This window comes from Paenibacillus oryzae (genome assembly GCF_001675045.1).
Lineage (GTDB): Bacteria > Bacillota > Bacilli > Paenibacillales > Paenibacillaceae > Pristimantibacillus > Pristimantibacillus oryzae.
In genome coordinates, this window is record NZ_LYPA01000056.1 from 72878 (window position 1) to 95094 (window position 22217).

At 50.9% G+C, this 22217-nt stretch carries 20 protein-coding genes and 1 riboswitch; of the genes, 2 read left to right on the forward strand and 18 right to left on the reverse strand.

Annotated features, from left to right (window positions below; translation table 11 throughout):
* Nucleotides 1-85 precede the first annotated feature (85 nt).
* Nucleotides 86-170, reverse strand: a riboswitch (cyclic di-GMP riboswitch).
* A 263-nt stretch (nucleotides 171-433) separates the two neighbouring features.
* The 9 genes from A7K91_RS12835 to A7K91_RS12875 all read right to left on the reverse strand — a co-directional run bounded on the left by A7K91_RS12835 (nucleotide 434) and on the right by A7K91_RS12875 (nucleotide 11233).
* Nucleotides 434-1288, reverse strand: a complete 855-nt coding sequence (locus A7K91_RS12835) for a DUF368 domain-containing protein (RefSeq protein WP_068683277.1) — start codon at nucleotides 1286-1288, stop codon at nucleotides 434-436.
* A 153-nt stretch (nucleotides 1289-1441) separates the two neighbouring features.
* Nucleotides 1442-2380, reverse strand: a complete 939-nt coding sequence (locus A7K91_RS12840; RefSeq protein WP_082967439.1) for an SDR family oxidoreductase — start codon at nucleotides 2378-2380, stop codon at nucleotides 1442-1444.
* Between the two features lie 20 nt (nucleotides 2381-2400).
* Nucleotides 2401-3555 carry a GNAT family N-acetyltransferase gene (locus A7K91_RS12845; RefSeq protein WP_068683279.1) on the reverse strand — a complete coding sequence of 385 codons (1155 nt, stop codon included), beginning with the start codon at nucleotides 3553-3555 and terminating at the stop codon, nucleotides 2401-2403.
* Entirely contained in the window at nucleotides 3545-4900 is a 1356-nt protein-coding gene (locus tag A7K91_RS12850; protein ID WP_245697480.1) for a F390 synthetase-related protein, read from the reverse strand. The genes A7K91_RS12845 and A7K91_RS12850 overlap by 11 nt, the downstream gene beginning before the upstream one ends.
* Nucleotides 4897-5865 (reverse strand): MBL fold metallo-hydrolase, encoded by a 969-nt coding sequence (locus tag A7K91_RS12855; protein WP_245697482.1) that lies wholly within the window; start codon nucleotides 5863-5865, stop codon nucleotides 4897-4899. The genes A7K91_RS12850 and A7K91_RS12855 overlap by 4 nt, the downstream gene beginning before the upstream one ends.
* Nucleotides 5866-5903: 38 nt before the next feature.
* Nucleotides 5904-6902: an NAD-dependent epimerase/dehydratase family protein gene (locus tag A7K91_RS12860; RefSeq protein WP_068683281.1), complete on the reverse strand. Its 999-nt coding sequence runs from the start codon at nucleotides 6900-6902 to the stop codon at nucleotides 5904-5906.
* On the reverse strand, nucleotides 6899-8251 hold the full coding sequence (locus tag A7K91_RS12865; protein ID WP_082967441.1) for an ATP-grasp domain-containing protein: 1353 nt from the start codon (nucleotides 8249-8251) through the stop codon (nucleotides 6899-6901). Before A7K91_RS12865 ends, A7K91_RS12860 begins: the two co-directional genes overlap by 4 nt.
* Nucleotides 8241-9242: a beta-ketoacyl-ACP synthase III gene (locus A7K91_RS12870; protein WP_068683283.1), complete on the reverse strand. Its 1002-nt coding sequence runs from the start codon at nucleotides 9240-9242 to the stop codon at nucleotides 8241-8243. Before A7K91_RS12870 ends, A7K91_RS12865 begins: the two co-directional genes overlap by 11 nt.
* An 836-nt stretch (nucleotides 9243-10078) precedes the next feature.
* Nucleotides 10079-11233, reverse strand: coding sequence for an MFS transporter (locus A7K91_RS12875; protein WP_068683285.1), 1155 nt, complete (start codon nucleotides 11231-11233; stop codon nucleotides 10079-10081).
* A 131-nt stretch (nucleotides 11234-11364) separates the two neighbouring features.
* On the opposite strand from A7K91_RS12875, the gene A7K91_RS12880 reads away from it, so the two are divergent.
* Complete coding sequence (locus A7K91_RS12880) at nucleotides 11365-12258, forward strand: LysR family transcriptional regulator (protein ID WP_068683287.1); 894 nt, start codon at nucleotides 11365-11367, stop codon at nucleotides 12256-12258.
* A 345-nt stretch (nucleotides 12259-12603) separates the two neighbouring features.
* Here the strand turns inward: A7K91_RS12880 and A7K91_RS12885 are convergent, their stop codons facing one another.
* A complete protein-coding gene (locus tag A7K91_RS12885; protein WP_068683290.1) occupies nucleotides 12604-13191 on the reverse strand; it encodes a TetR/AcrR family transcriptional regulator in 588 nt (195 codons plus the stop codon).
* 185 nt (nucleotides 13192-13376) lie between these two features.
* Between A7K91_RS12885 and A7K91_RS12890 the strand changes: the two genes are divergently transcribed.
* Complete coding sequence (locus A7K91_RS12890) at nucleotides 13377-14237, forward strand: alpha/beta fold hydrolase (RefSeq protein ID WP_068683292.1); 861 nt, start codon at nucleotides 13377-13379, stop codon at nucleotides 14235-14237.
* A 96-nt stretch (nucleotides 14238-14333) separates the two neighbouring features.
* Here the strand turns inward: A7K91_RS12890 and A7K91_RS12895 are convergent, their stop codons facing one another.
* From A7K91_RS12895 to A7K91_RS12930, 8 genes are all read right to left on the reverse strand, one after another.
* On the reverse strand, nucleotides 14334-15473 hold the full coding sequence (locus A7K91_RS12895) for a serine hydrolase domain-containing protein (protein ID WP_068683294.1): 1140 nt from the start codon (nucleotides 15471-15473) through the stop codon (nucleotides 14334-14336).
* Between the two features lie 127 nt (nucleotides 15474-15600).
* Nucleotides 15601-16065 (reverse strand): hypothetical protein, encoded by a 465-nt coding sequence (locus A7K91_RS12900; RefSeq protein WP_068683296.1) that lies wholly within the window; start codon nucleotides 16063-16065, stop codon nucleotides 15601-15603.
* Nucleotides 16066-16067: 2 nt separating this feature from the next.
* The gene (locus tag A7K91_RS12905; protein ID WP_068683298.1) at nucleotides 16068-16220 is read right to left on the reverse strand and encodes a helix-turn-helix transcriptional regulator; all 153 of its coding nucleotides are present in this window, start codon (nucleotides 16218-16220) and stop codon (nucleotides 16068-16070) included.
* A gap of 125 nt (nucleotides 16221-16345) precedes the next feature.
* Nucleotides 16346-17287 carry a UDP-N-acetylmuramate dehydrogenase gene (gene murB / locus A7K91_RS12910; protein WP_068683300.1) on the reverse strand — a complete coding sequence of 314 codons (942 nt, stop codon included), beginning with the start codon at nucleotides 17285-17287 and terminating at the stop codon, nucleotides 16346-16348.
* 681 nt (nucleotides 17288-17968) lie between these two features.
* Complete coding sequence (gene ahpF / locus A7K91_RS12915) at nucleotides 17969-19498, reverse strand: alkyl hydroperoxide reductase subunit F (protein ID WP_068683302.1); 1530 nt, start codon at nucleotides 19496-19498, stop codon at nucleotides 17969-17971.
* A gap of 14 nt (nucleotides 19499-19512) precedes the next feature.
* Entirely contained in the window at nucleotides 19513-20076 is a 564-nt protein-coding gene (gene ahpC, locus A7K91_RS12920) for an alkyl hydroperoxide reductase subunit C (protein WP_068683304.1), read from the reverse strand.
* 111 nt (nucleotides 20077-20187) lie between these two features.
* Nucleotides 20188-21279 (reverse strand): NAD(P)/FAD-dependent oxidoreductase, encoded by a 1092-nt coding sequence (locus tag A7K91_RS12925; RefSeq protein WP_068683306.1) that lies wholly within the window; start codon nucleotides 21277-21279, stop codon nucleotides 20188-20190.
* 204 nt (nucleotides 21280-21483) lie between these two features.
* Nucleotides 21484-22215, reverse strand: a complete 732-nt coding sequence (locus A7K91_RS12930) for a GntR family transcriptional regulator (RefSeq protein ID WP_068683308.1) — start codon at nucleotides 22213-22215, stop codon at nucleotides 21484-21486.
* Nucleotides 22216-22217 lie beyond the last annotated feature (2 nt).

Genomic DNA, 22217 nt, shown 5'->3' on the forward strand with positions numbered 1-22217 from the left:
CAGCCTTGTCTTTCTCATTACGGACAAATCAGCCATAACAAAAAAGGCGAATATGGGCCACCTGCCCAGCATTCACCAATTACGATCATGCAACTGGCTGACTTACCCTTGCGGATTTAGTCCCTCTAGCTTTGCGTCCCTACCTTTCAATAGGTTTGCCTGACTATTCAATTCGCGTTACTGCTGCACTAAGGTAAATAATAACAAATATAATTTAGGTACAATGGACTAATTATAGTATCTTTTATACAAGTAAGCAATAGATTTAGAAAAATATAACTTCATTCCACTAAAGTGCGTTCCGCATACGCTCCTGAAAACAAAAAAACTTGCTGCTTTTCAGCAGCAAGTAACATATTTTCGCATCAGCGCACATGCTTGTCCGTTTCAAATGCCGGCTAAACATCTGGCTGCGCGCTATGCCCTCCAATCCTTAGGCGGCCTTGACAGTTTCAGGTCTGGCCTGCTGTCTGCGGCTGATGCGTCCGGCAAACAGGGCAATGAAGAAACCTGCCCCTAAAGCTGCGACACAAACGACAATGGACAAAAAGCCGCCAGGAAAACCGGGATAAAGCACCACAATTGAGCCCCCCACCATGCCGATCATCAGCGAATACATCACCAGCGTAAACCGTTTAAGCAAAAAACGTATAAGCTTGCTTGTCAAAAGCACGCCAGCCAATATTCCGCCGCTAATAGCCAGAAGAATGGGAATATCCATCTCGGATATGGCGGAAATTGCCGTGTAATAAACGCCGAGAATGGTCAGCACCAAAGCCCCGCTGATTCCTGGCAAGATAAGCGCTGTGCTGGCGAGCCAGCCTGATGCAAACAGAAACAAATAATCGCCGACAGACAAATCGCTCATCGTCGCTACCCCGGATTGATCCAGAAAACGGGTTGCGGCAATCGCGGCAAAAGCCAGTAAAATGAGGACGGAATGGATAAAGCGGAAGGAGCCTTTGGCTTCTTGCCGCGAGTTCTTCCACAGAGATGGCAGCATGCCAATAACAAGTCCGATAAACAGGAAATGCGTAGGCTGCATAAAATGCTCAAGCAGATAACTGATCAGCAGCACCGAAACCAGGAAACCGCCAATCATTCCGATTCCAATCGGAATCAAATAAGCAATGCCTTCCTTCCACCGTTTAGAGGTCAGATTACCAATCGCTTCAATTAAATTTTCATAGATTCCCATCAACATCGCAATCGTGCTGCTGCTGACGCCGGGAACCGTTTCAACCGTTCCCATGGCCATTCCTTTTACAATCGACTTCCAGTTCAACATATAATCCTCCATTATTGCATATTGCTTAATCTGCTCCGCCGGGAGCCGTCCTTCACGCCCGAAGCTCCAGCTCGCTGACGTATATGCTTAAAACATCCTGCTTATTGTACTTCATTCCCGGTTTAATTTCCAATCGGCCTCCTGATTTTCCTTTCAACGGGTTCCGCTCCGGATGATGCCTTCAAACCATTTCCACGGCAGCAGCGCCTTGGTCCATAATGCAAGCACTGCCCCTTGTCCCATTGGATAGCGCAGTCCAGGCGAGCGCTTTCCAGCCAGCTTTCCGATAAAATCAGCCACTTTCTGCGGATCGGGCGCAGTCTCCCCCGACCTGCGTGAATAGCTCATAATAGCCTGAAGCCTGCTTTTATAAGGCGAATGCTCGGGATTGTTCATTTGGTTCAGCCCCTTGTCCCAAATCGGGGTCCGGTACGCTCCCGGCTCCACCAGCACAACCTTGACGCCAAACGGGCTAAGCTCATGCCGCAGGCTTTCGCTAAACCCCTCCACCGCAAACTTGGAGGCTGCGTAAGGGGCATAACCCGGAAAGCCGACACGGCCGCTAATGCTGCTAATGTTGATAATAATGCCGGATTGCCTGCTTCGCATGGCGGGAATAACGGCTTTTGTCATTTCGACAAGCCCGAAAAAGTTAGCCTCCATCTGCCGCCGCCAATCCTCCATCGGCACCTCCTCCACAAAGCCGCCAACGGCAAAGCCTGCATTGTTGACCAAAACGTCAATCCTCTCATAACGCTGCAAGGATTCAGCAACGACCTGCTTGATCGCTTCTGAATCCGTTACATCCAGCCTGTGTATTTCAATCTCCTTCGCAACTCCTGCTGCTCTGGCCCGCTCCAGCAGCTCCCCTGATTTATCCGGGTCTCTCATTGTGGCGATTACCCGATAGTTTTGTTGCGCCAGCTTAACCGACGTCAACAAGCCAAAGCCGCTGGACGCGCCTGTTACAAAAGCAACCGGCTTATCAGCCGCTGCGGCTTTCCCGCCACGTACACCCTTTTGCTCCGTAGCAGCACTCGCATCCCTTGCATCATCCCGCAAAGCATTATTTTCAACTTCGTTACGCGTCATTATCCTTTCCCTCCCTTGTTCTACAGCTTCAGCCTACGCATCAGCGGCACGCCGACCTTGTTCAACAGCCCCTCCAGCAGCGACCACGCCCAACGTCTCCCGAGCGGCAAATGCCTGTCATACACCGCTGAATATTCAAAATCGGGAATCGCGCCGCGATTGCGTTTAAATTGCGCCGCACCTGCGCTTTCATGCAGCAAATGTCCATTTTCGCGGGATTGCCTGATCAGGCACGCCGACAACATCCGGTACAGCCCGACCGATTGCGGCAGCGTCGTATCATAGCCAAACAGTGGAGTCGTCATCACCCCATTGCGGCAAAAATACCCCATCACCGCATCCAGACGCCCGTTCCTGCGCAGGCCGTACAATTGCAAAATCCCGGCTTCCTTGGCCAATGTAATATAGCTCTCGCTAAACTGCGGATTATGCAACGAATATTTGTCCAGATAAAGCAGCTTGTACAGCTCCGCGATGCGGGGAATATCCGCCTCCGTCATTTCGGCAGCCGAAACAAAGTCATAGCCCTGTTTGGCCAGCAGCTCATAATCCCGCTTTAGCAGCCAACGCGCTTTGGCGTTTCCAAAGCCGGGTTCGTTGGCATGGTACATATAAATCTGCCGGCTCGGCACAAGCTTGCAGCCCCTGGCCCGCAGACTGTCCATCAGCTCCTCATGCAGCGATGCGCACAACGAGCGAATCACAATAGCATGCTTCGGATAACGCTTCTTCACGGCCTCCAGAACCGCCAACAGCTGCTCTCCCTTTACGTCAGGAAACAGATTGGTGGACAACAGCCAATTATTGATATGCACAACCCGGTTAAAATAGCTCTTTTTCATTCCATAGCCCAGCCCGTCCAGCAAAACGGACAGCCCTTTTTCCAGAAGCGGCGATTTAAGCAGCATCAGCTCCTGCTTGGCATACGAAACATAATGCGTATAAGGCGAAACGACATAGGCATTGCCATATTCGCCTTCATTAATTGTAAGGGGCAAAATAAGATCGCCGATTGCCGCCACCTGCAAAACGGTCTGCACATTGGTTATATAGGAGGCAACCCCTTCCCGTATCAACGGCTCCAGATAAGCTCTCCCGTAGCGGCCATCCGGAGTATCCGGCCAGACAAGCTCGTGAAGATTGGTTTGATCATAGAAGGCGACTTCAGATGTCAACGGACCATCTCCTCTCTACGCGGCGAAGCTTTTGCCCTCGCAGCGGCGCGGAGTAGCCTGCAAAAGCCAGGCTTGGCGCACGGCAGTTCATTTTCTGTGCCAGCTCCGCGATAGCGTCAGCGACCCGATTTTGAATATCTCCCTGATCTGCGCCGGGAGCAACAAGGAGCTGAAGCTCTACATCGGCTTCTCCATGCTGAATGACCCGATATTCCAGAATCTTCGGGGAGGCAGAGATGATAGCGCGCGACCAGTAGTCCGGGAAAACGGGAATCAGCCTGCCATCCTCCAGCGAGGCCAAATAAAAAATATCGTCGCATCGTCCTTCTATAGCTTCAATTGCAGTAAATATCGAACCGCATGGGCATGGGCCTTCCGCCTCAGTCAATACATCATTCAACCGATAACGGATAATGGGCTGCGTGATCCGCGAAAAATCCGTTACAACAGGCACGAATTTACGGCCGGAGCCGTCCCCGTCGGCATATTCCTTCCCGATATGAACAATATCCTCGTTGAGATGCAGCGTTCCAAAAGAGCAGGTGCTTGCCAGAAACCCTTCCGTGCATTGATAGATTTGATCTATGCGCCCTCCGAAGGCTCCAACGATGGCATCGGCATCGATGGGATCAAGCACCTCGGCGACGGAAATAACGGTATGGGGGCAAATGGTCAGCAGCCCGTTCTGCTTGTGAAGGGCAAGCAGCCGGAGCATGGAAGGCGGCGCGGCCAGGATGCCGGGGTTGTACCGATTCAGCCGCTCCACATGGCCCTCGATGCTCTCCAGCAAATCAAAGTATTGAAATTGCAGCTTTCCGCTTTGAACAGATTGATACAAATTGCTGTTTGCGCGAAGAAAAAAGGCAATCCTTTGCGGCCTCCAAAACGGCTCCGGCAGCACCTTCGCCAGCATCACTCCGGCCCAGGCGGCTTGCTCGCTTTCGCTGACCAGAAACAACCCCCGATTGCCTGACGTGCCTGTGGACAATCCTACCGTTATGCTTCCGATCCGCGGCTGAAAGTTCCGGCTCCGTTCGGCCTCCAGCGCAACCTCCAGCGCTTCTTCCCTGGAGATGCCAACCGTGTTAAGTGTGTCAAAATGCTCCATCATCAGCGCTTTGTTGATAAGCGGAAATTGCCTCCATTCGGCAAGCGGTACTCCGCCCCAAAGCTCCCTGTAAAAGGGCGAGCGTTTCCTGACAAAAGCAAGCCGCTTCAGCACCTGGCGCTCCTGCCATGCCTCGAAGCTTTGCCGATCCCGCCACCTTCGCCTCCTGCGGGTTAGAAAGTAATGCCAAAGGAAAAGGAATATCCACTTCATTCCCCGTTTTTCGTTACGCCTCACAACCCGTTCCCCCGTTTCCCCCGCGACAACGCTTCAGCGCAATGGCTGGGCACAATTTCGATGTGCGGATATTGCTCATGCAGGGAGCAAAGCCGCTGGAAGGAGTCCTCATATTGGGCGGGGCTGGACATAATAAGGCGGGCAGCGGCATGGGGACTGCGGCGCTCGCGGTAAGCGCGGCTGGACCACACGGCATCGGCGCATAGAAAATGCGTCCCGGCGTCCGTTGTCAGGAAAAGACCGATCTGTCCCGCTGCATGTCCCGGCACATCAACCGCAATCAAGCTGCCGTCGCCAAACAAATCATAGCCGTGCTCAAAAGGAAACTCGCGGTTTAGCGTAAGATGTGCGGCATCCTCCATCAGCAGGGACCGCTCCGCAAAATCCCCCGGCAGCAAACCCGGCAGGTAGGCGGCTTTTACCGCAGCAAATGCGCCAAGCCCTTTAACCGCGTTATAAGCCTCTCCCTTGTACAAAATAGCAGCGGCGGGAAAATCCCGCAGCCCCGCTATATGATCGCCATGGAAATGCGACAATATGATATACCGGATTTCCTCTGCCTCAATGCCAAGGCGCTTCAGCTGATCCAGCGCACTGTCCTCCTCCTTGAAAATGACGGGAGTAATCCATCGGTACAAAAGAGCGGGAAGCTTCGAGGTCTCCTGAAAAAATCGAGCCGAATACCCCGTATCAAACAAGATGTATCCCCGTTCAGGATGGGTAATCAAAGCAAAGCCTGCAGGAAACGAAACCGGCCTGATCGTCCCTCCATCCAGGGTCAAAAACTCGGGATGCCGGCAATACCCCGCCGCAAACAGCTCTAGCCCCACATGGATGCCGGAATTGGCCGCTGCCTCCGGCGAGCTGCTGCCTGGCGCGTTTGAGCCTGCTTCTTGATGGCTCCATTCTGGAGCAGCTGCCATTCTCCCGCCGCCCGATATAATTTGTGAAGTTGTTACTGTCATAATAGACGCCACCAATTTATTAGTTTTAAACATACATTCTATTGTCCGCCAGCGCTCCACCAATCGGCAAAACGTTTTAGCCCTTCGTGCAGACTTATCCGGGGAGCATAACCGAGCTGCTGCCGCGCTTTAGCAATATCAAGCGTCCCGCTTCTGGCCAATACGCCGACGGAGTAGCGGGTAAGCTTTGGTTCGCCCAAAAAAGGCAGCAAACGATGGCTCCACTCCATGAGCGCCGCCGCGCCAAAAGCGACCGGATAAGGGATTTCTCTCGTATTCAGCCGTACTCCCAGCATGTCGAACAACTCCGCAAGCACGTCGCCCAGCCTGGCCGGCTCGCCGTTTGTTATATTGTAAGCCTGGCCCAGCGCCTCAGACGGCGCTTCCCAGCCCAGCAGCATAGCCTCCACCACATTGTCTACATAGGTCAAATCCAGCAAAATGTCTCCCTTGCGAAACAACGGCACTCCACTGGTTTCGTTAGCCCGCATCAGCCGGGGAAGCAGGGCTGTATCCATCGGCCCAAATATGGCGCGGGGGCGAAGAATAAGCCCCTCCTGGCCATTTTGCAGAGAGTCGAAAACGACCTCTTCCGCAAGCAATTTGGTTGCCGCATAAGCATTTGCCTGCTTTGCCGGCAGCTCGGCATTTTCCGCAACGTTAAGGCGATCACGGGTATGGTCGAAATAGATGCTTGGCGTTGAAATATGGATCAGACGTTTGACGTCATGCCTTTGACAGCCCTGTACGACATGTCTGGTTCCATCCACATTAATGTCATGGAACTCGCGATACCGCCCCCAGGGCGACGACAAAGCGCCGCAGTGAAAAACGGCATCTTGTCCGGCGCAGGCACGGGAAACGGCTCCTTCATCGCGCAAATCTCCGCGGACAAATAACACCCCCTTCGCCTCCAGCTTTGCCCCGGCTTCTGGATTTCTCCCAAGACCAGTCACCGTCCAGCCTCGCGATTGGAGCGCCATGCAGGCATGCCAGCCCAAAAAGCCGGTAGCGCCTGTTACCAAAGCCTTTTTCATGCTTCACCATTCCATTCGATATCCATTGTTGTCGCTTGACTTAGTGTTAACCCCTTCTTGCGGCTGATCCGCCATGCGTCAAGCAATACACCTGCCTGCTCCAGCCCGGGCCTAATGTCTCCACGCCGGAAAACGACATCGCGCCCAGAGCGCAAGGCTCCAAACCAGCCCCGCAGCGCGCTCCAGCTTCGGAGGTTCCCGGCAGCGGCGGCCAGCATGCCAGCCGTCAACATGCTGGCGGAGCGATCGGGAGCAATGATGACTTCCGAAGCCCGAAGCTTGTCGGGCGACAGGAATGCTTCCAGCAGTCTGCCGCCGCTAAACAGATGAATGCCGCTAGTCGCCCGGGGATTACATTCCAGTGCATACAGCGCCCCGTCTTCCTCTTCAATAAAGTCAAAGGCGATTTGCCCTGAAAAGCCGGTAGCGCGGACAAACAGCGACACCCATTCCAGTGCAGGCTTGTGCTCCACCGGCTCAAAATAAACCGTCGCCCCGGGTCCAAGCCGGTAGCGGCAAGGATAAGCCGCATGCGCAAGCAAGCTTCCTTCATGCGCAACGCTATAGGTGCTGAGATGGCGTCCGTCCACTCTGCGCTGAGCGATCCAAGGCGTTTCGCGAGATACGGAAGCCGCCGCTTTTTGCAGCATAATCTCCTGCAGCATAACCTCCTTTTTGACCGCGGAATCCCGCTTATTCAAAAAGAGGACGCGGGATGCAAAGCGCGAATAAACCGGCTTAAGGACCATGTTTTGGGCAAGGTCCTCCCGCCCCAGCGCAAGGAGCTCCTGCGGCGTTTGAATCAGCCTGGATTGCGGAACCAGCAACCCTAATGAGCTCGCCAGCTCTGCAAACCGCCACTTGTCATGCAGCTCGCTTAGCTGCTCCGATGGCGGACACCATACCTTGCAATGGCGGGAAAGGCGCTCCAGCCCTTTTGCTACGAAAAAAATTTCCTCGCAGGTCGGGATCAGCACATCCACCCGCTCCTCCGTCACGATATCCTCGATGACTTGCAGGAAACGCTCACGGTCGGCATTGGGAGCCGGGACGAGAAAGGAGCGGTCCACTGCTCGCGAGACGCGGCATAAATGGTACCGTGCGCTTTCAGCCACAAGCACGCGGTGTCCTCCCTTATGGAAGGAGCGCGCCAGCTCCAGCGTGCAAGGCGCCCGGCCTCCCGTCAGCAGAATCGTCAATCCCGTGCCGCCGGTCAGCTTTCCGGAAGACAGCTTTTCGGCAGACAACTTTCCGGAAGACAGCAGGCGCTCAGAAAGCATCGCCTTCTCAGATGGATTCAAGTTTTCAGCAGACTTCAATTTCGCTTTAAGCAAATCCTTAGTAGACAAAAGTGATTCCTCCCAGCGACAATCCAGCCGCCGTGCCTATCATTAACACCCGGTCACCACGCTTGATCTTCCCCTGCATCACGCCTTCATGCAGTCCCATCGGGATGGAGGCGGCAATTGTGTTGCCGTGATTCGGCGTAATATAGACCAGCTGCTCGCCGGATATGCCCAGCTTTTTCCGCATTAGCCGCATCGCCATGGCGCTTCCCTGATGGGGAACAACCGCGGCAAAGTCCTCCATCCGCCAGCCGCTGAACGACAGAAGCTCGTCCACAAAGCCGGGAAGCAGCTTGGAGGCCATTTTGAAAATAGCCTGTCCATTCATATAAAAAAGGAAGTCGTCAGCCGTCTCGGCATTATGCTCGCGGGGATGTATCCGCGTGCCGCCGCCGCGAATCTCCGATAAGCCTGCGCCCTCGCTGTATGTTTTTATGGATGAAGCTACGATGACAGAAGCCTCCTCCTTGCGGGAGGGACCGATTATAACCGCCGCCGCGCCGTCTCCAAACAAAGCGGCGCTCTCCTTCTCCTTCCAGTTCAAGCCGACGGAAGCAATTTCGCTGGAAACCAGCAGCACATGCCGGTACCGCCCCGCATCGACCAAATAAGACATCATATCCAGTCCCGCGAGAAAGCTGAGGCAGGTCGCATCAATGTCAAACGCCGGCACGCCGGACATGGTCTCCCCCAGCTGCTTCTGAATAAGCGATGCCGTGCTGGGCAAGCTCTGCTCCCTCGTCCCGCTTGCGCAAACCAGACAATCAATATCCGCGAGCGTAAGCCCTGCGGCCTCTAATGCATCCTCGGCCGCCCTGGCCCCCATGTAGGAGGCCGTCTCATGCCCCGTTGCAAAGTGGCGGGAAGCCACATCGGTTGTTTTGAGAACCCAGCCCTTTGGCGTATTTAACAAGCTATCCATTTCCACATCCGTTACTATTCGACTCGGCATATATTTTCCGGTCCCCACAATTTTGACGCGCCTCGTCTTCATCTATATTACCTCCGCCTATAATCCGCAAGTCTTGGTTGATGCAGTTCCGCTTTCGCAAGTTGCATAACACGAAAACTGCAGCTAATAACTCGTTACAACTGTACTCTCCCTAAATTCGACAAAGATCGCCGTTCCCCCTTTTGGCGGAGAAAATTTCCGGGAGCAAAAAAAACCTTGATCGGGAGAGAGCATGCTCTCTCTTAACGATCAAGGCGCTAAGTTTTTGTACGATATTCCATACAATAGGTCCTTTAGCTATTGTAAGGAATTCAAGTTGTACGTTTAATCGTACAAAACTTAAGAATCAATAGCCTGGCACGATGATGTAAAGTGGTTTGTGTACCATGTCCTCGCCTGGGGTTGTGTTTTTGTACGATTCATCGTACAAAATCAATACAATAGCATTTGTATGTCCAACTTTTGTACGAACAATCGTACAAAACTTAAAGATCCTTAACCTGAGACTGCACTTTTGTATGATTCATCGTACAAAACCAGGTTCTCCCACGTCCGTTTCTGCATTATTTGTATGATTCATCGTACAAAAGCGCTTGAATAGTCCACATTCGCCTGGCTTTTGTACGAAATATCGTACAATATGAGCTCAGCTTAACTCCTTCGCTTATAAGCATTCATATATGCGTTCGTTCAGCTTACTCCTTCGCTTATATGCATTCATATATGCGTTCGTTCAGCTTACTCCTTCGCTTATAAGCATTCATATATGCGTTCGTTCAGCTTACTCCTTCGCTTATATGCATTCATATATGCGTTCTGCTTCTACTCCATCACGATATACGCATTTCGCTTGGAGAGTCACTTACATGGGTTTGACTTTACCCATCCACTTGAACTTCTTTTTTGGTGCTGGTTATGAGCAGTTGTACGCCAATCATAACAATCGCAATAACGAGCATCGCAAGCAGCGCGGGTAAAAAGCTGCCGCTGCTATCGTAAATGACCCCTATAAGGAGCGGTCCCATTGCGCCGATTACATACCCTCCGCATTGGGACATGGCGGACCAGGTGCCTGCCTCCTCTGAGGTGCTGGTTTCCACGATCGGCAGCATAAGCGCCAGCGGGAAAAGTCCGCCTGCCCCGATGCCAAGACAGATAACCGCCGGCAGCATCGGCATGTGAAGCAGCAGCATAACAAAGCCCGCCAGCTCGAACACGCTGCAAAGGATAAGATAAAATCTGCGATTACCGGATTTTGCGACTAGAAACGGAATAATCAGCGACACGGGAATTTGAATAATGGTGAAAACGGTAAGCAGCATCGCCGCGCTTGCTGCGCTGTACCCGAAGCTATGCGCAATCGGAGAAAGCCATGCCGTTACGGAATAAAACAAGCTGGCCATTAAACCGAAAAACAATGTTAACAGGATCGCTCTTTTGTTGCGCAGAGGAAACGTGGAGCGTGCCTGCCCTCTTTCTCCCGCCTTGTTCCGCAATAACAGCGACCATATGATTAAAGCCGCAACGCCGAATATCGCCCAAAAGGCCAATGTCGTGGTCATGCTGTTTTGACTTGCGTGGTAAAGGGGAATCGTAAAGGCAGAGGCCAATGCCGCCCCGGCGATCATAGATGCGGAATAAATGCTGACGATTCCGGGTTTGGTCGGGAAATACTTTTTAATAAAAGCGGATAACAATGGCCCTGCCACACTGATGCCAATGCCTCCGGCCAAAGCGCTGACCACCAAAATAAACACCGAGCCCATAACTCCACGCAGCGCGGTAGCTGCCGTAATGAGCAGCAATGCCATAAAAATGGTTCGTTCAAGGCCTATCCGATTGCGCAAAACCGTCGCCAATGGAGCAAAAATGCCCATGCAAATAACAGGCAGGGTCGTGAGCAGGCTTGCCGTCAAGCCGTTCATATGCAATTGAGCTTGAAGCGTTTCAAGCAAAGGGGCAACAGAGGTAATGAGCGGTCTTAGATTTAAGGATGCGATAAAAATGGCCAATAACAAATAATACTTTTTCATAGGTGCTGCCTCCTTCTCTGGTTGTTAATAGTGTTTAATCAAGTATAATCATTCTTTTTTCATTGATCAATCCTATTGTTTATATCATAATAATAGTAAAATACTATCAATAAAGCGAGGTGAGCTGTTTTATGGATACCCGTAATATTAGCTATTTTATGGCCGTTTATGAACAGCTTCATTTTACAAAGGCAGCGGAAAGTCTGGGTATTTCCCAGCCAACCTTAAGTCAGCAAATCCGATTGCTTGAAGCAGAGCTGGGCGCACCGTTATTTGATCGCATTGGCAAAAAGGTCGCCGTTACTGAAGCCGGCAGGCTCCTCCATCATTACGCGGTCAAAATGCTGCAAGCCGAAAGGGACGCCCGCAGCGCAATCAAGGAATTGCTCTCGGGACAACGAGGAACTGTTTCACTCGCAGTTCTTCCTTCCGACCTGGACTTTCAGCTTGTTCCGCTGTTTGTTCAATTCAAGCAGAAATTTCCCGATATCGGGCTTAAAGTCATCTCCACCATTCAGGTTCATGAAGAGGTGCTTGCCCACAAGGTGGACATCGGAATTGGCCTTCAGGGCTCGCTTGATAAGCGGCTGGTTCAAGAGCCGCTTGGCTCGGAGCCTTACCATCTGTTTGTCCATTCCGACAGCGAGTTGGCCGGCAGGAAGGAAATATCCCTTGCGGAACTAGAGGAGCAGGCGCTGGTGATGTATCCAAAAGGATATTTGGGGCGGGATTTAATTGACGAGGTGTGTGTAAACGCAAGGGTTGAGCTGACAACTGTCATGGAGACAAGCTCCGCCAATTCGCTGCTGCAGCTGGTTTCCGCTGGTGTAGGAGCAACGATACAGCCAAGAGGGCTGCTCAGGCAACACCCGGAACGGTATCGGATCACCCGTATTCCAATTACAGAACCGGCCCCGGTTCGCCGGCTTGAGCTGGTATACCATGCGGACCGTTTTATCGGGAGCTCGCAGCGGCAATTAACGGATTGGCTGATTCATTTCTTAAAAGACAATATCGTTGGTTAACATGCCAACCGATGGCTATTGCAGGCGAAGACAATAAAAGCCGGCCCGTAAGGCATCCGGGCCAGCTTCCTTGGCTGCTGCTTGTTACGCCGCTGATACTCGATGTGTAATGCTTACCGCTTGCGCCTGCACCTTACTACTCCATTCGTAATGCTTACTGCTTATTCCTGCTCGATGCGCTCGATGCGCTCGATGCTTAATCCATGCTGGAAGGCCTATGGCTTGTTGCTTGTTGCTTGTTGCTTGTTGCTTGTTGCTTGTTGCTTGTTGCTTGTTGCTTGTTGCTTGTCGCTTATCGCACGGACTACTTTCTTCCATTCACAGCTAATGTCCTGTTTCCGCGTTTCAAAAAGACCTAAGTATCCGCTCCAGGATGCTTCCGACCTGGGTTCGGGCAGCAGTTGGATCATCCGCCTCCGCGATGCCGATGGCCGCTTCCGTAACTGCACCAAACAGAATATCGGCAAGCAGGTCTGGAGGCTGCTTTGTGATATGCCCCGACTCCATCAGCTCCTGGAGCAACAAAGCGGATACACTCATAACGCTGTGTTTCTCCTTCTCCCTCCACTGCTTCCAGCCTAATGCCGCGGGACCTTCCTGCAGCACGATCCGGCGATAGGACGGCTGGAGGCACTCCTCCAAATAAATGTCCAGAGCGGTCATTGCCCTCTCCCACGGATCTTTTTTGACTCCGGCAGCCCCGTTAATTCTGACCACTATTTTTTCCAGAAACCGATCCACCACTTGTTCAAAAATGGCTTTTTTATCTTTGAAGTGATAATAAAAGGCTCCTTTCGTTAATTGTTCATGCTTGACGATTTCATCAATCGAGGTTTTTGCAAAGCCTAGTTCGGCAAACAGTATTTCCGCCCGGTGCAGCAGCGCTTCTTTTGTTGCTTCCGCATTGATATACTTTGTATTTTGTTCATTCATAGACCCATTATAGCGCCTGGGCATGACCGGATAAAGATTAAATTGCATCAAACATACCTACAGTATTGCGAACATACCAAAGGTATGTTACAGTAATGCCAACATACTCAAGGTATGTTGAAGTAATTCCACCATACTCGGAGTATTTTGCAATGTTGCCAATTAATCATGAAAGGGGTTAACGCATGAAGGAAGCTAAGGTGGCGTCGGGAATCATACGGTATTTTGATCAAGGGGAGGGTCAATGTATCCTGTTCCTGCATGGGGCGTTGAGCAATAGCAATACATGGAGAAAGGTTATTCCCGTTATAGCCCGGCACTATCGCTGCATCGTCCCCGACCTGCCGCTCGGGGCTCACTCTATTCCCCTTGACTCTGCTGCAGATTTATCGCCAAAAGGCATTGCCGTGCTGCTCAAGCAGTTTATAGACGCCATAGGAGTCAGGGAGGTTGTTGTGGTTGGCAATGATACGGGCGGCGCATACGGCCAGGTGTTTACTATGATGCATCCTTCGTCTGTTGTCCGGCTGGTGCTGTGCAATACCGATGCGCTGGACGTTTTTCCGCCAAAGGCATTTGCTTCCCTGCAAGCCGGGATTGGCGTTCCGGGTTATTTGTGGCTTATGTCCCGGCTGTTCCGCATTGGTTCTTTTCTGAAAAGTCCGATGGCGATGGGGCTTCTCTCCCACACTCTGAACAAGGAGCAGCTCTCGGAGCTGTACGTCAGAAGCTTTACCCGGCAAAAGAGGATTCGGTCCGATTTTGTCAAAGTCGTTAAGGGGTGGTCTCCGGAATATACGCTTCAAGCCGCCAAAAGGCTAGCTCATTTCCATAAACCCGTTTTGGTGCTGTGGGGCGCTGATGATAAGATGTTGTTTCCGGTTGAGTTGGGGAAGCGGGTGTTTGAGATTTTTCCACATGCATCCTTTAAGCTGGTTGAGGGTTCATTGACGTATGTGCAGGAGGATCAGCCGGAACGATTCGCGAGCGAGCTCCTTCATTTTATGGCTGCGCCCAATGCTCCTTTATTATCCCGAACCCAATAAGTATCAACTCCGGTTCAAGCATTAACAAAGGCGTCTCTGCCAGAACGCGTACGCGCCCCCAAGCGAGGCACGCGTACTCTCCCTGAACGATAACAGTTAATCCTCAATGGCGGACATAATCATATTGCTGTATAAGTCCGTACCGCAGTCGGTGTAGTGGCTGTAAACGGAGAAATATACGCCAACCACTTCCCTTACGGGGTCTACCCACAGAAAGGTGCCGCCTGCGCCTCCATGGGAAAAGGTTTGTGGCGAACACAAGGAGCCGTATTCATCCCGTTTATTGCCTTGAATGCTCCAGCCAAGACCCCACGAGGCTTCGGAGAAAAACTGATCTCCCCATCTTGCCGCAACGCCGGGAATCTGGTTTCTTGTCATCGTTTCAACGGAAGCTTTGCTCAAAATTCGGACGCCGCCATAAACACCCTTGTTCAGATACATCTGGGCAAATACCGCAATATCCAGAACGGTTGAATACGCTCCGCTCGAAGCGGATGGGGAAGCCAAATGCCGAGGGGTTCCCGCCCATTGATCCGGTCCGTCGGGGTTGCGCTGAACTACTCTGTCATATTTTGATTCCGGGACAACAAAATAGGTATCCTTCATGCCCAGCGGCTCAAAAATCCTTTCTCTTGCAAAATTGTCCAGCGATTGCCCGGTAATACGGCTAATGATTTCACTCAACAAATCATAACCATATCCGCAATACGACATTTCCGTGCCGGGATTTTTCCAGAGCGGCGCATCGTAGCTCAAATACAGATATTCATGAATGTCGGGATGTTGTCCGGGCGTAGGAGACGGAATATCGACGCTGCCTCTTTTTTGGGTTACATGGTTATAGACGGCTTCGCCGCTCATGCCCGATGTATGCGTCAGCAAGTGATGAACGGCAACATTATTTTTACCTTCGCCAACAAACTCGGGAATATAATACGAAACAGAGCGGTTTAGTCCCAGCTTGCCTTCATCCACCAAAATCATGGCGGCAGTTGCGGTAATAGCTTTGCTGATGGAGGCCAGCGGGAACAACGCATCCAGCTTTAAGGGCGCTTCTTCACCGTAAGCTGCTTTTCCGTATGCCTCCTGCAACACAACCGTACCTCTTCGTGCGGCAAAAACAGCCAGGGCGGGAAGCTTTCCGTCCGCAACCCATTGGGCTGCCGTCTCTTTTGCATGCTTGATCTTATGTGACGACATAAATACGTTTTCCGGATTGCCTTCTGTTAAAATCACTTTTTACCCTCCTATTTGTGCGTGCTCAAACACAGTAACTCCATTAAAGCCTTGATTGTTCAGGTCTGTCAATGAACATTGCCGCTCATCTATGAGGATTGCAAAAATAAGTCGGGTGGCGTTCCTGTCACTCGGCACTGGCTTGGCTTTTGCTCAGTCGATGACGCAGCAGGCTTTGCGCAAGCAACGAAACAAGCAGCAGAACCAATAATGTCCACCAGCCAGCCGTCGCAAAAACCTCTTCGGGAAAAATAAAAGTATATCCAAAATAAGCTAAAAACAATATGCCCTGAAGCAGCTTTAATGTCCCTGCATCAGCCTCATTTTTCAAGGCAACCAGCCGTTCATCGTTTTCAGCAATTATCGTTTTTTTCATTTTGTGCGGGGCGTTCTTCAATCTTGACAGCTTCAGGAAGGATACCAACGCCATACTGAAGGGTAAAAGCGACAACGCCATCAGCACCTTGTGACTAGAAAACAGAATGGAATCCATACCCATAAAAATGAACCCCGCCGCGAGCAGAATTATTCCGGCAAGCAGCGTAACCGCCAAAATCGTTTTTGCTTCTTTAATAGACCTTTCGCTTTTCATCGTCATTCCTCCCAAAATAAATCGTTTAATGTTTTATTTAGCGCCTTGCATATATCCATACACAGCTTAAGGCTCGGGTTGTAGCTCCCGGATTCAATTAAATTGATCGTTTGCCTGGTCACTCCAACGATCTCCGCCAATCGCTCCTGCGACAAGTCGGCTTTCGCTCCTGCACTTGCACAATGAGCGCAAAAAAACCGTGCTTGGTTTGCAGCACGGTTTTTTTGCACCTTCTTATATCAGTAAACTCTCTATCGTTGCATGCACTAACAGCTTCCAGCTAGGTTGGTTGCCCGCTGCTTCGATCCGTTGCGGGATCGCCAATAATTTTCACTTCCGTTTCAAGCTCAACATCAAACTTTTCTTTTACCGTCTTTTTAACATGCTCAATCAATGCCAGGTAGTCGGTCGAGGTTGCGTTGTCGATGTTAACAATAAAGCCGGCATGTTTGGTTGAAACCTCGGCGCCTCCGATCCTGAGCCCCTGCAGTCCACTATCGGCAATCAGCTTGCCAGCGAACATGTTGGGAGGGCGCTTGAACACGCTGCCGCATGATGGATATTCAAGCGGCTGCTTATCTTCACGGAGAAAGGTGAAATGATCCATTTTCCCTTGGATGTCCGCCAGTTCTCCCTTCTCCAGCTTGAAAACGGCTTTCAGCACAATATAGCCTTCCCTCTCAAAAACGCTGGAGCGGTAGCCGAACTGAAATTGGGTATCGTCCAAAACCTTCATTTCCCCGGTTCTGGTCAAGATGGTTGCTTGCTTCAGCACAAAAGAAACCTCGCCGCCGTATGCACCCGCATTCATCATTAACGCCCCGCCGACACTTCCGGGAATGCCGCAAGCAAACTCCAGGCCCGATAAGGAATAATCTCTTGCCGTACGCGACACATCAATAAAGCTTGCGCCGCATTCCGCCATAATTTCTTGGTCCAGGACCTCAATGGCATTCAAAAGATTCATATTCAGCACGATGCCTCGAATGCCGCTGTCGCGAATAATGACATTGCTGCCGAAGCCCAGCACCGTTAGCGGGATCGCCTTCGCATGGGCAAACTTAACCACCTCGGCGGCTTCATCCAAAGTGGATGGCTGCACATAATAGTCAGCTTTTCCGCCAACCTTGATAAAGGTGCGATCCTTCATTTCTTCATTGCTATACATTTTCATATGGGGACAGGCTGTTGTAAGTTCATTAAAAACAGAATAGTCGTTCAGGATGGAGCCTCCTCTTCATCATCATGCGCCACTTTCAACTTGCATCTTCTTTATTATACATACCGTTGTCATAAATGTACGAAAAAGATGCGCCAAAAATGCTCATTCCTCAATTTGTCACAAAAGGCGGTGCCTTTCCCAGGGAAGTTCATAAAAACTTTGCTCCTCTAAATTAAAAGGAAGCAGGGCCAGTAGTCGTCTGTTGTGCGTCCAACTAGTTACGTTATATGACACGTATCGATATGTTGTGATATTGCGCTACGGCGTGAAACTATGCGATACGGCGCGATTTATTGTAATGATACGTTGAATTTGGTTGAAATTCCTTGGGATTCATTTTGTATGATTTTTCATATAAAAGGAGGCTATTGAAGGAAAATACAGGTGGATTTGTACGATTAATCATATAAAAAGTGAGGTATTGGAGCAACAAGCTATCAGTTTTATACGATACTTCGTACAAAGTGTGGTCAATGGCAACACGCCACGGCATATATTGTGTGAATGATCGTATAAAAGCACTCTCAGGCCAAAAATAGCCCCGAAGGTTCTGTGAAAAACCGGACCTTTTCACGCATTCGCGTTGCGCAGCGAGCTGCGCCAAAGGGTTTCAACCGGCATCCATCGGACCTCCGAGGCGGTATTGAGATGGCTCAAGGGGTTATTCACCCTTCAAACCTTTTAGTTACGAATCAGATAATCAAAAGCGCCTAGCGCGGCTGTAGCGCCGGAGCCCATTGAAATAATGATTTGCTTGAATGGACTGTTAGTGCAATCGCCTGCGGCATAAACGCCCGGCAAGCTGGTTGCTCCGCGTTGATCCACCACGATTTCCCCCATACGGGTACGCTCAACAGCGTCTCCAAGCCATTCCGTGTTGGGAACGAGACCAATCTGCACAAATACGCCTTGCAGCTCGACATGCTTCACTTCTCCGCTATCGCGCTCCGTATACGAAATTCCGTTGACCTTATCGGTGCCGGTAATTTCCTTCGTCTGAACATTCGTCAGAACGGTCACGTTGGGAAGGCTAAACAGCCGTTTTTGCAGCACAAGATCCGCTTTCAGCTCAGGCATATATTCCAGAACCGTCACATGGCTGACAATGCCGGCCAAGTCGATTGCCGCTTCGATTCCGGAGTTGCCTCCTCCGATAACCGCAACGTGTTTGCCCGCAAACAGCGGACCGTCGCAGTGAGGGCAATAAGCAACGCCTTTATTTTTAAATTCCGCCTCGCCCGGAACGCCGACATTGCGCCAGCGAGCGCCGGTGGACAAAATAACCGTTTTGCTCTTAAGAACTGCGCCGTTCTCCAGTTCAACCTCGATAAGCTCCTTTTTCTCCAGGCGCTTGGCCCGTTGAAGCTTCATTACGTCTACATTGTATTCCTTCACATGCTCTTCAAGGCTCGCCGCAAGCTTGGCGCCTTCGGTATATTTGACGCTGATAAAGTTTTCGATACCAACGGTATCCATGACCTGGCCGCCGAAGCGTTCCGCAACGATACCGGTGCGAATGCCTTTGCGCGCCGCGTAGATTGCAGAGCTTGCGCCTGCCGGACCGCCGCCGATTACCAATACGTCAAACGGCTCTTTATCCGAAAATACAGAAGCATCCGGAGCGTCAACCAGCTTGGCGATAATTTCTTCAATGGTCATACGGCCGCTGCCGAAAAACTCGCCGTTCAGGTAAACGGTTGGCACTGCCATAATTTCCTTGCTTTCGACTTCATCCTTAAAAGCGGCTCCGTCGATCATCGTATGAGAGATTCCGGGATTAAGCAGGCTCATTAAATTAAGCGCCTGAACAACGTCCGGACAGTTATGACACGTTAAGCTGATATAGGATTCAAAGGTATAATTGCCTTTAATGCTTTTGATTTCATCGATAACGCTTTGATCTACCTTCGGAGCTCGACCGCTCACCTGAAGCAGCGCCAGAACGAGCGATGTAAACTCGTGTCCGAGCGGAATGCCGGCGAATACAATCCCCGTATCTTCTCCCACCCGGTTTACGCTGAAGCTCGGTGTTCTTTCCAATTGAGCTTGCTTAACCGTAATACGGGGGGACATGCCGGCCAGCTCTTCAAGCAGAGCCAGCATGTCCTTGGATACGGAATCGTCGGGCGACGCGCTGGCTTTGATCAGCACATCGCCTTCCAGGAGCTGAAGGTATTGGTCGAGTTGTTGTTTGATATCCGCATCCAACACTGTAAAGCCCCCCTTTAGATTTTGCCTACAAGATCAAGACCCGGTTTCAAGGTTTGCGAACCTTCTTGCCATTTGGCAGGGCAAACCTCGCCTGGATTCGTACGAACATATTGTGCCGCTTTGATTTTGTTAACAAGCGTGCTGGCATCGCGGCCGATGCCGCCTGCATTGATTTCTACCGTTTGGATGACGCCGTCAGGGTCGATGATGAACGTGCCGCGGTCAGCCATGCCGTCCGCTTCAATCAATACATCAAAGTTGCGGGAAATCGTGTGCGACGGGTCGCCGATCATGATGTAAGTGATTTTTCCGATCGTTTCGGAGCTGTCATGCCATGCTTTATGTGTAAAGTGAGTGTCAGTCGATACGGAATACACTTCTACGCCCAGCGATTTCAATGTTTCATATTGATCCTGCAGGTCGCCAAGCTCGGTTGGGCAAACAAAGGTAAAGTCGGCTGGATAGAAACAAACCACGCTCCATTTGCCTTTGAAATTTTCTTCAGTAACTTCGATAAACTTGCCATTGTGGTACGCGGAAGCCTTAAACGGTTTAACTTCTGTTCCAATCAGAGACATAGTTGAAATTCCTCCCAGAGTTTTTTTATTTGGCAAGAAGCACACTTGAGAATCATTAACCTTTTGTAATGATTATTATATACTCCTTGTTTTAAAGAATACCATCGTTTCCTATCCTTCGCATGAAGAATAGATGAACAAAGTGTGTTTTTTGCATGAAATACCGTCTTGCACTATCATGTCTTCTAGGGCGTGTCTGAAAACCCGCTTGTGGAAATCCTGGGTTGACCAGCGGTAGAGCACCTTCTCCACTTCCAGCGCGTCCCGTCCGAATAGACTCAGCGCCTCATAATGAAGACGAGTATCCTGTCCTTGCCCCGCCTTATGGCTTTCGCCCCCGATCAGCACCACTTGCTCGCCGTTCAGCATAGCGGAGCGAATGGAGCGAATCGGTTGATCTACGCTCAAATACATGCCCCCGGGATATTTCATTTTTGTCGTGCAGGCAAGAACGTAGGAGCGGTCCGCGTGCAGCCGGGCCGAATATAGCCCCGTCCCTTCATAAAAGGGAAAGTGCGAGCAGGCAATGACATAATTGCCCGTCACCCGGGAGCCGTTTAGTGTTAAAACGGCCTTTTTATCCCCCGCGTCTTTAATGTTGACCGCTGTTGTGTGTTCATAGATGAAGCTGCCGCCATCCGCAATGGCTTGAACTAAACGGGCCAAATATTGCAGAGGATGGAACTGTGCCTGCCCGCTCATTTTTAAAGCGACCTGAACTTTGATGTCAAAAGGGATGTCCGCAACCAGCTCGCCTTTGATATTTAGCTTCTCATAAGCGGCAAGCTCCTTCTTTAGCTTGGTCAAGGACTGCTCGGAAGTTGCATACAAATAGGCGTCTTGCGCCTCATAATGACAGCTGATCTCATGCTCGTCTACCAGCCCCTTAATGATCTCCAAAGCTCCAATAGCCGCTTCATAATAAAGCCTGGCCGCGCTTTTGCCAAAATGACTAATGAATTCGTCATAAATCAAAGCATGCTGAGCCGTAATTTTCGCTGTTGTATGGCCTGTTGTGCCGTTAAGCAGCTTATCCGCTTCCAGCAAAGCAACCTTCAGACCTTCCTTGACTAGCAGATAGCCTGTCGTGATGCCCGTTATGCCTCCGCCAACAATAACTACATCGACATTCTGGTCGCCTTTTAATGAAGGAAAACTTTGCAGCTTCACTTCATCCCGCCAAAGCGGTTCCAGCCTGGTCACTATCGATCCCTCTTTTCTATTCTCTATTCCCTTGACCTATTCCTCCAGCTATTTATTATGGTTATCTCTTTTTTGCGATTTAAACCTTCACGCCCGGCAAAATGCAAAAGAAACCGGTCCCGCGTTTTGCGGAAGCCGGCTTTTGTTGCCACATAAGAACGTATATGTTTCCAGGCTTGTTGATACAAACAAATGCTTATGGATTCAAGCGTCGTAGCTGACGAGGTAAGGGTGCAGTTGTGTATTATAGATGCCTACGCTATATTCAATCAATGCCCCTCCGCCGTCATAGGAGAAGCGGAGCCGCTTAAGGACGGGCGTTCCTTCATCCAAATCCAGCAAAGCAGAGGTTTCGGCGTCCGCCGCTTCCACCAGAAAGCGGTCACGAAAGCTTTCCAGCGTGAAATGCTGGTCTTCAAGCCATTCATATAGCGAAGAAATGGAGTTTCCCTTGCTTGCATCCAAGGCTCCCGCCTGCGTCAGATCGGCAGTTGGGGTCAAGTAATGGCGGAAATGGATATACGGCTTGTCGTCCAGCAAATAAAGGCGCTCCACACACAGACAGCTTGGTCCAAACAGCTCCGCCAGCTCCGGCCGGGAGGCGGTACCCATCATTCCTGCGCCCAATAAAGTTTTCTCCATCCGATGCCCCTGCTCCACAAGCAGCTCCGTAAACCGTTTGCCCTTGGATAGCTTCGAGGTTGACGTATTGCGCAAAACGATGGTTCCCACTCCGCTTTTTTTCTCTACGTACCCTTCGTCGGCCAACTCGCGGATAGCGTTGCGCACCGTCATTTTGCTCACCTGAAATTCCTGCTCCAGATGAGGCTCCGGGGGTATGTTCGTTCCGAGCGGATAAATGCCGTGCAAAATCCTGTCTTTAATAATTTTTTTGATCTGCAAATAAAGCGGACCATTCTTTCGAGTAATAGGCAACA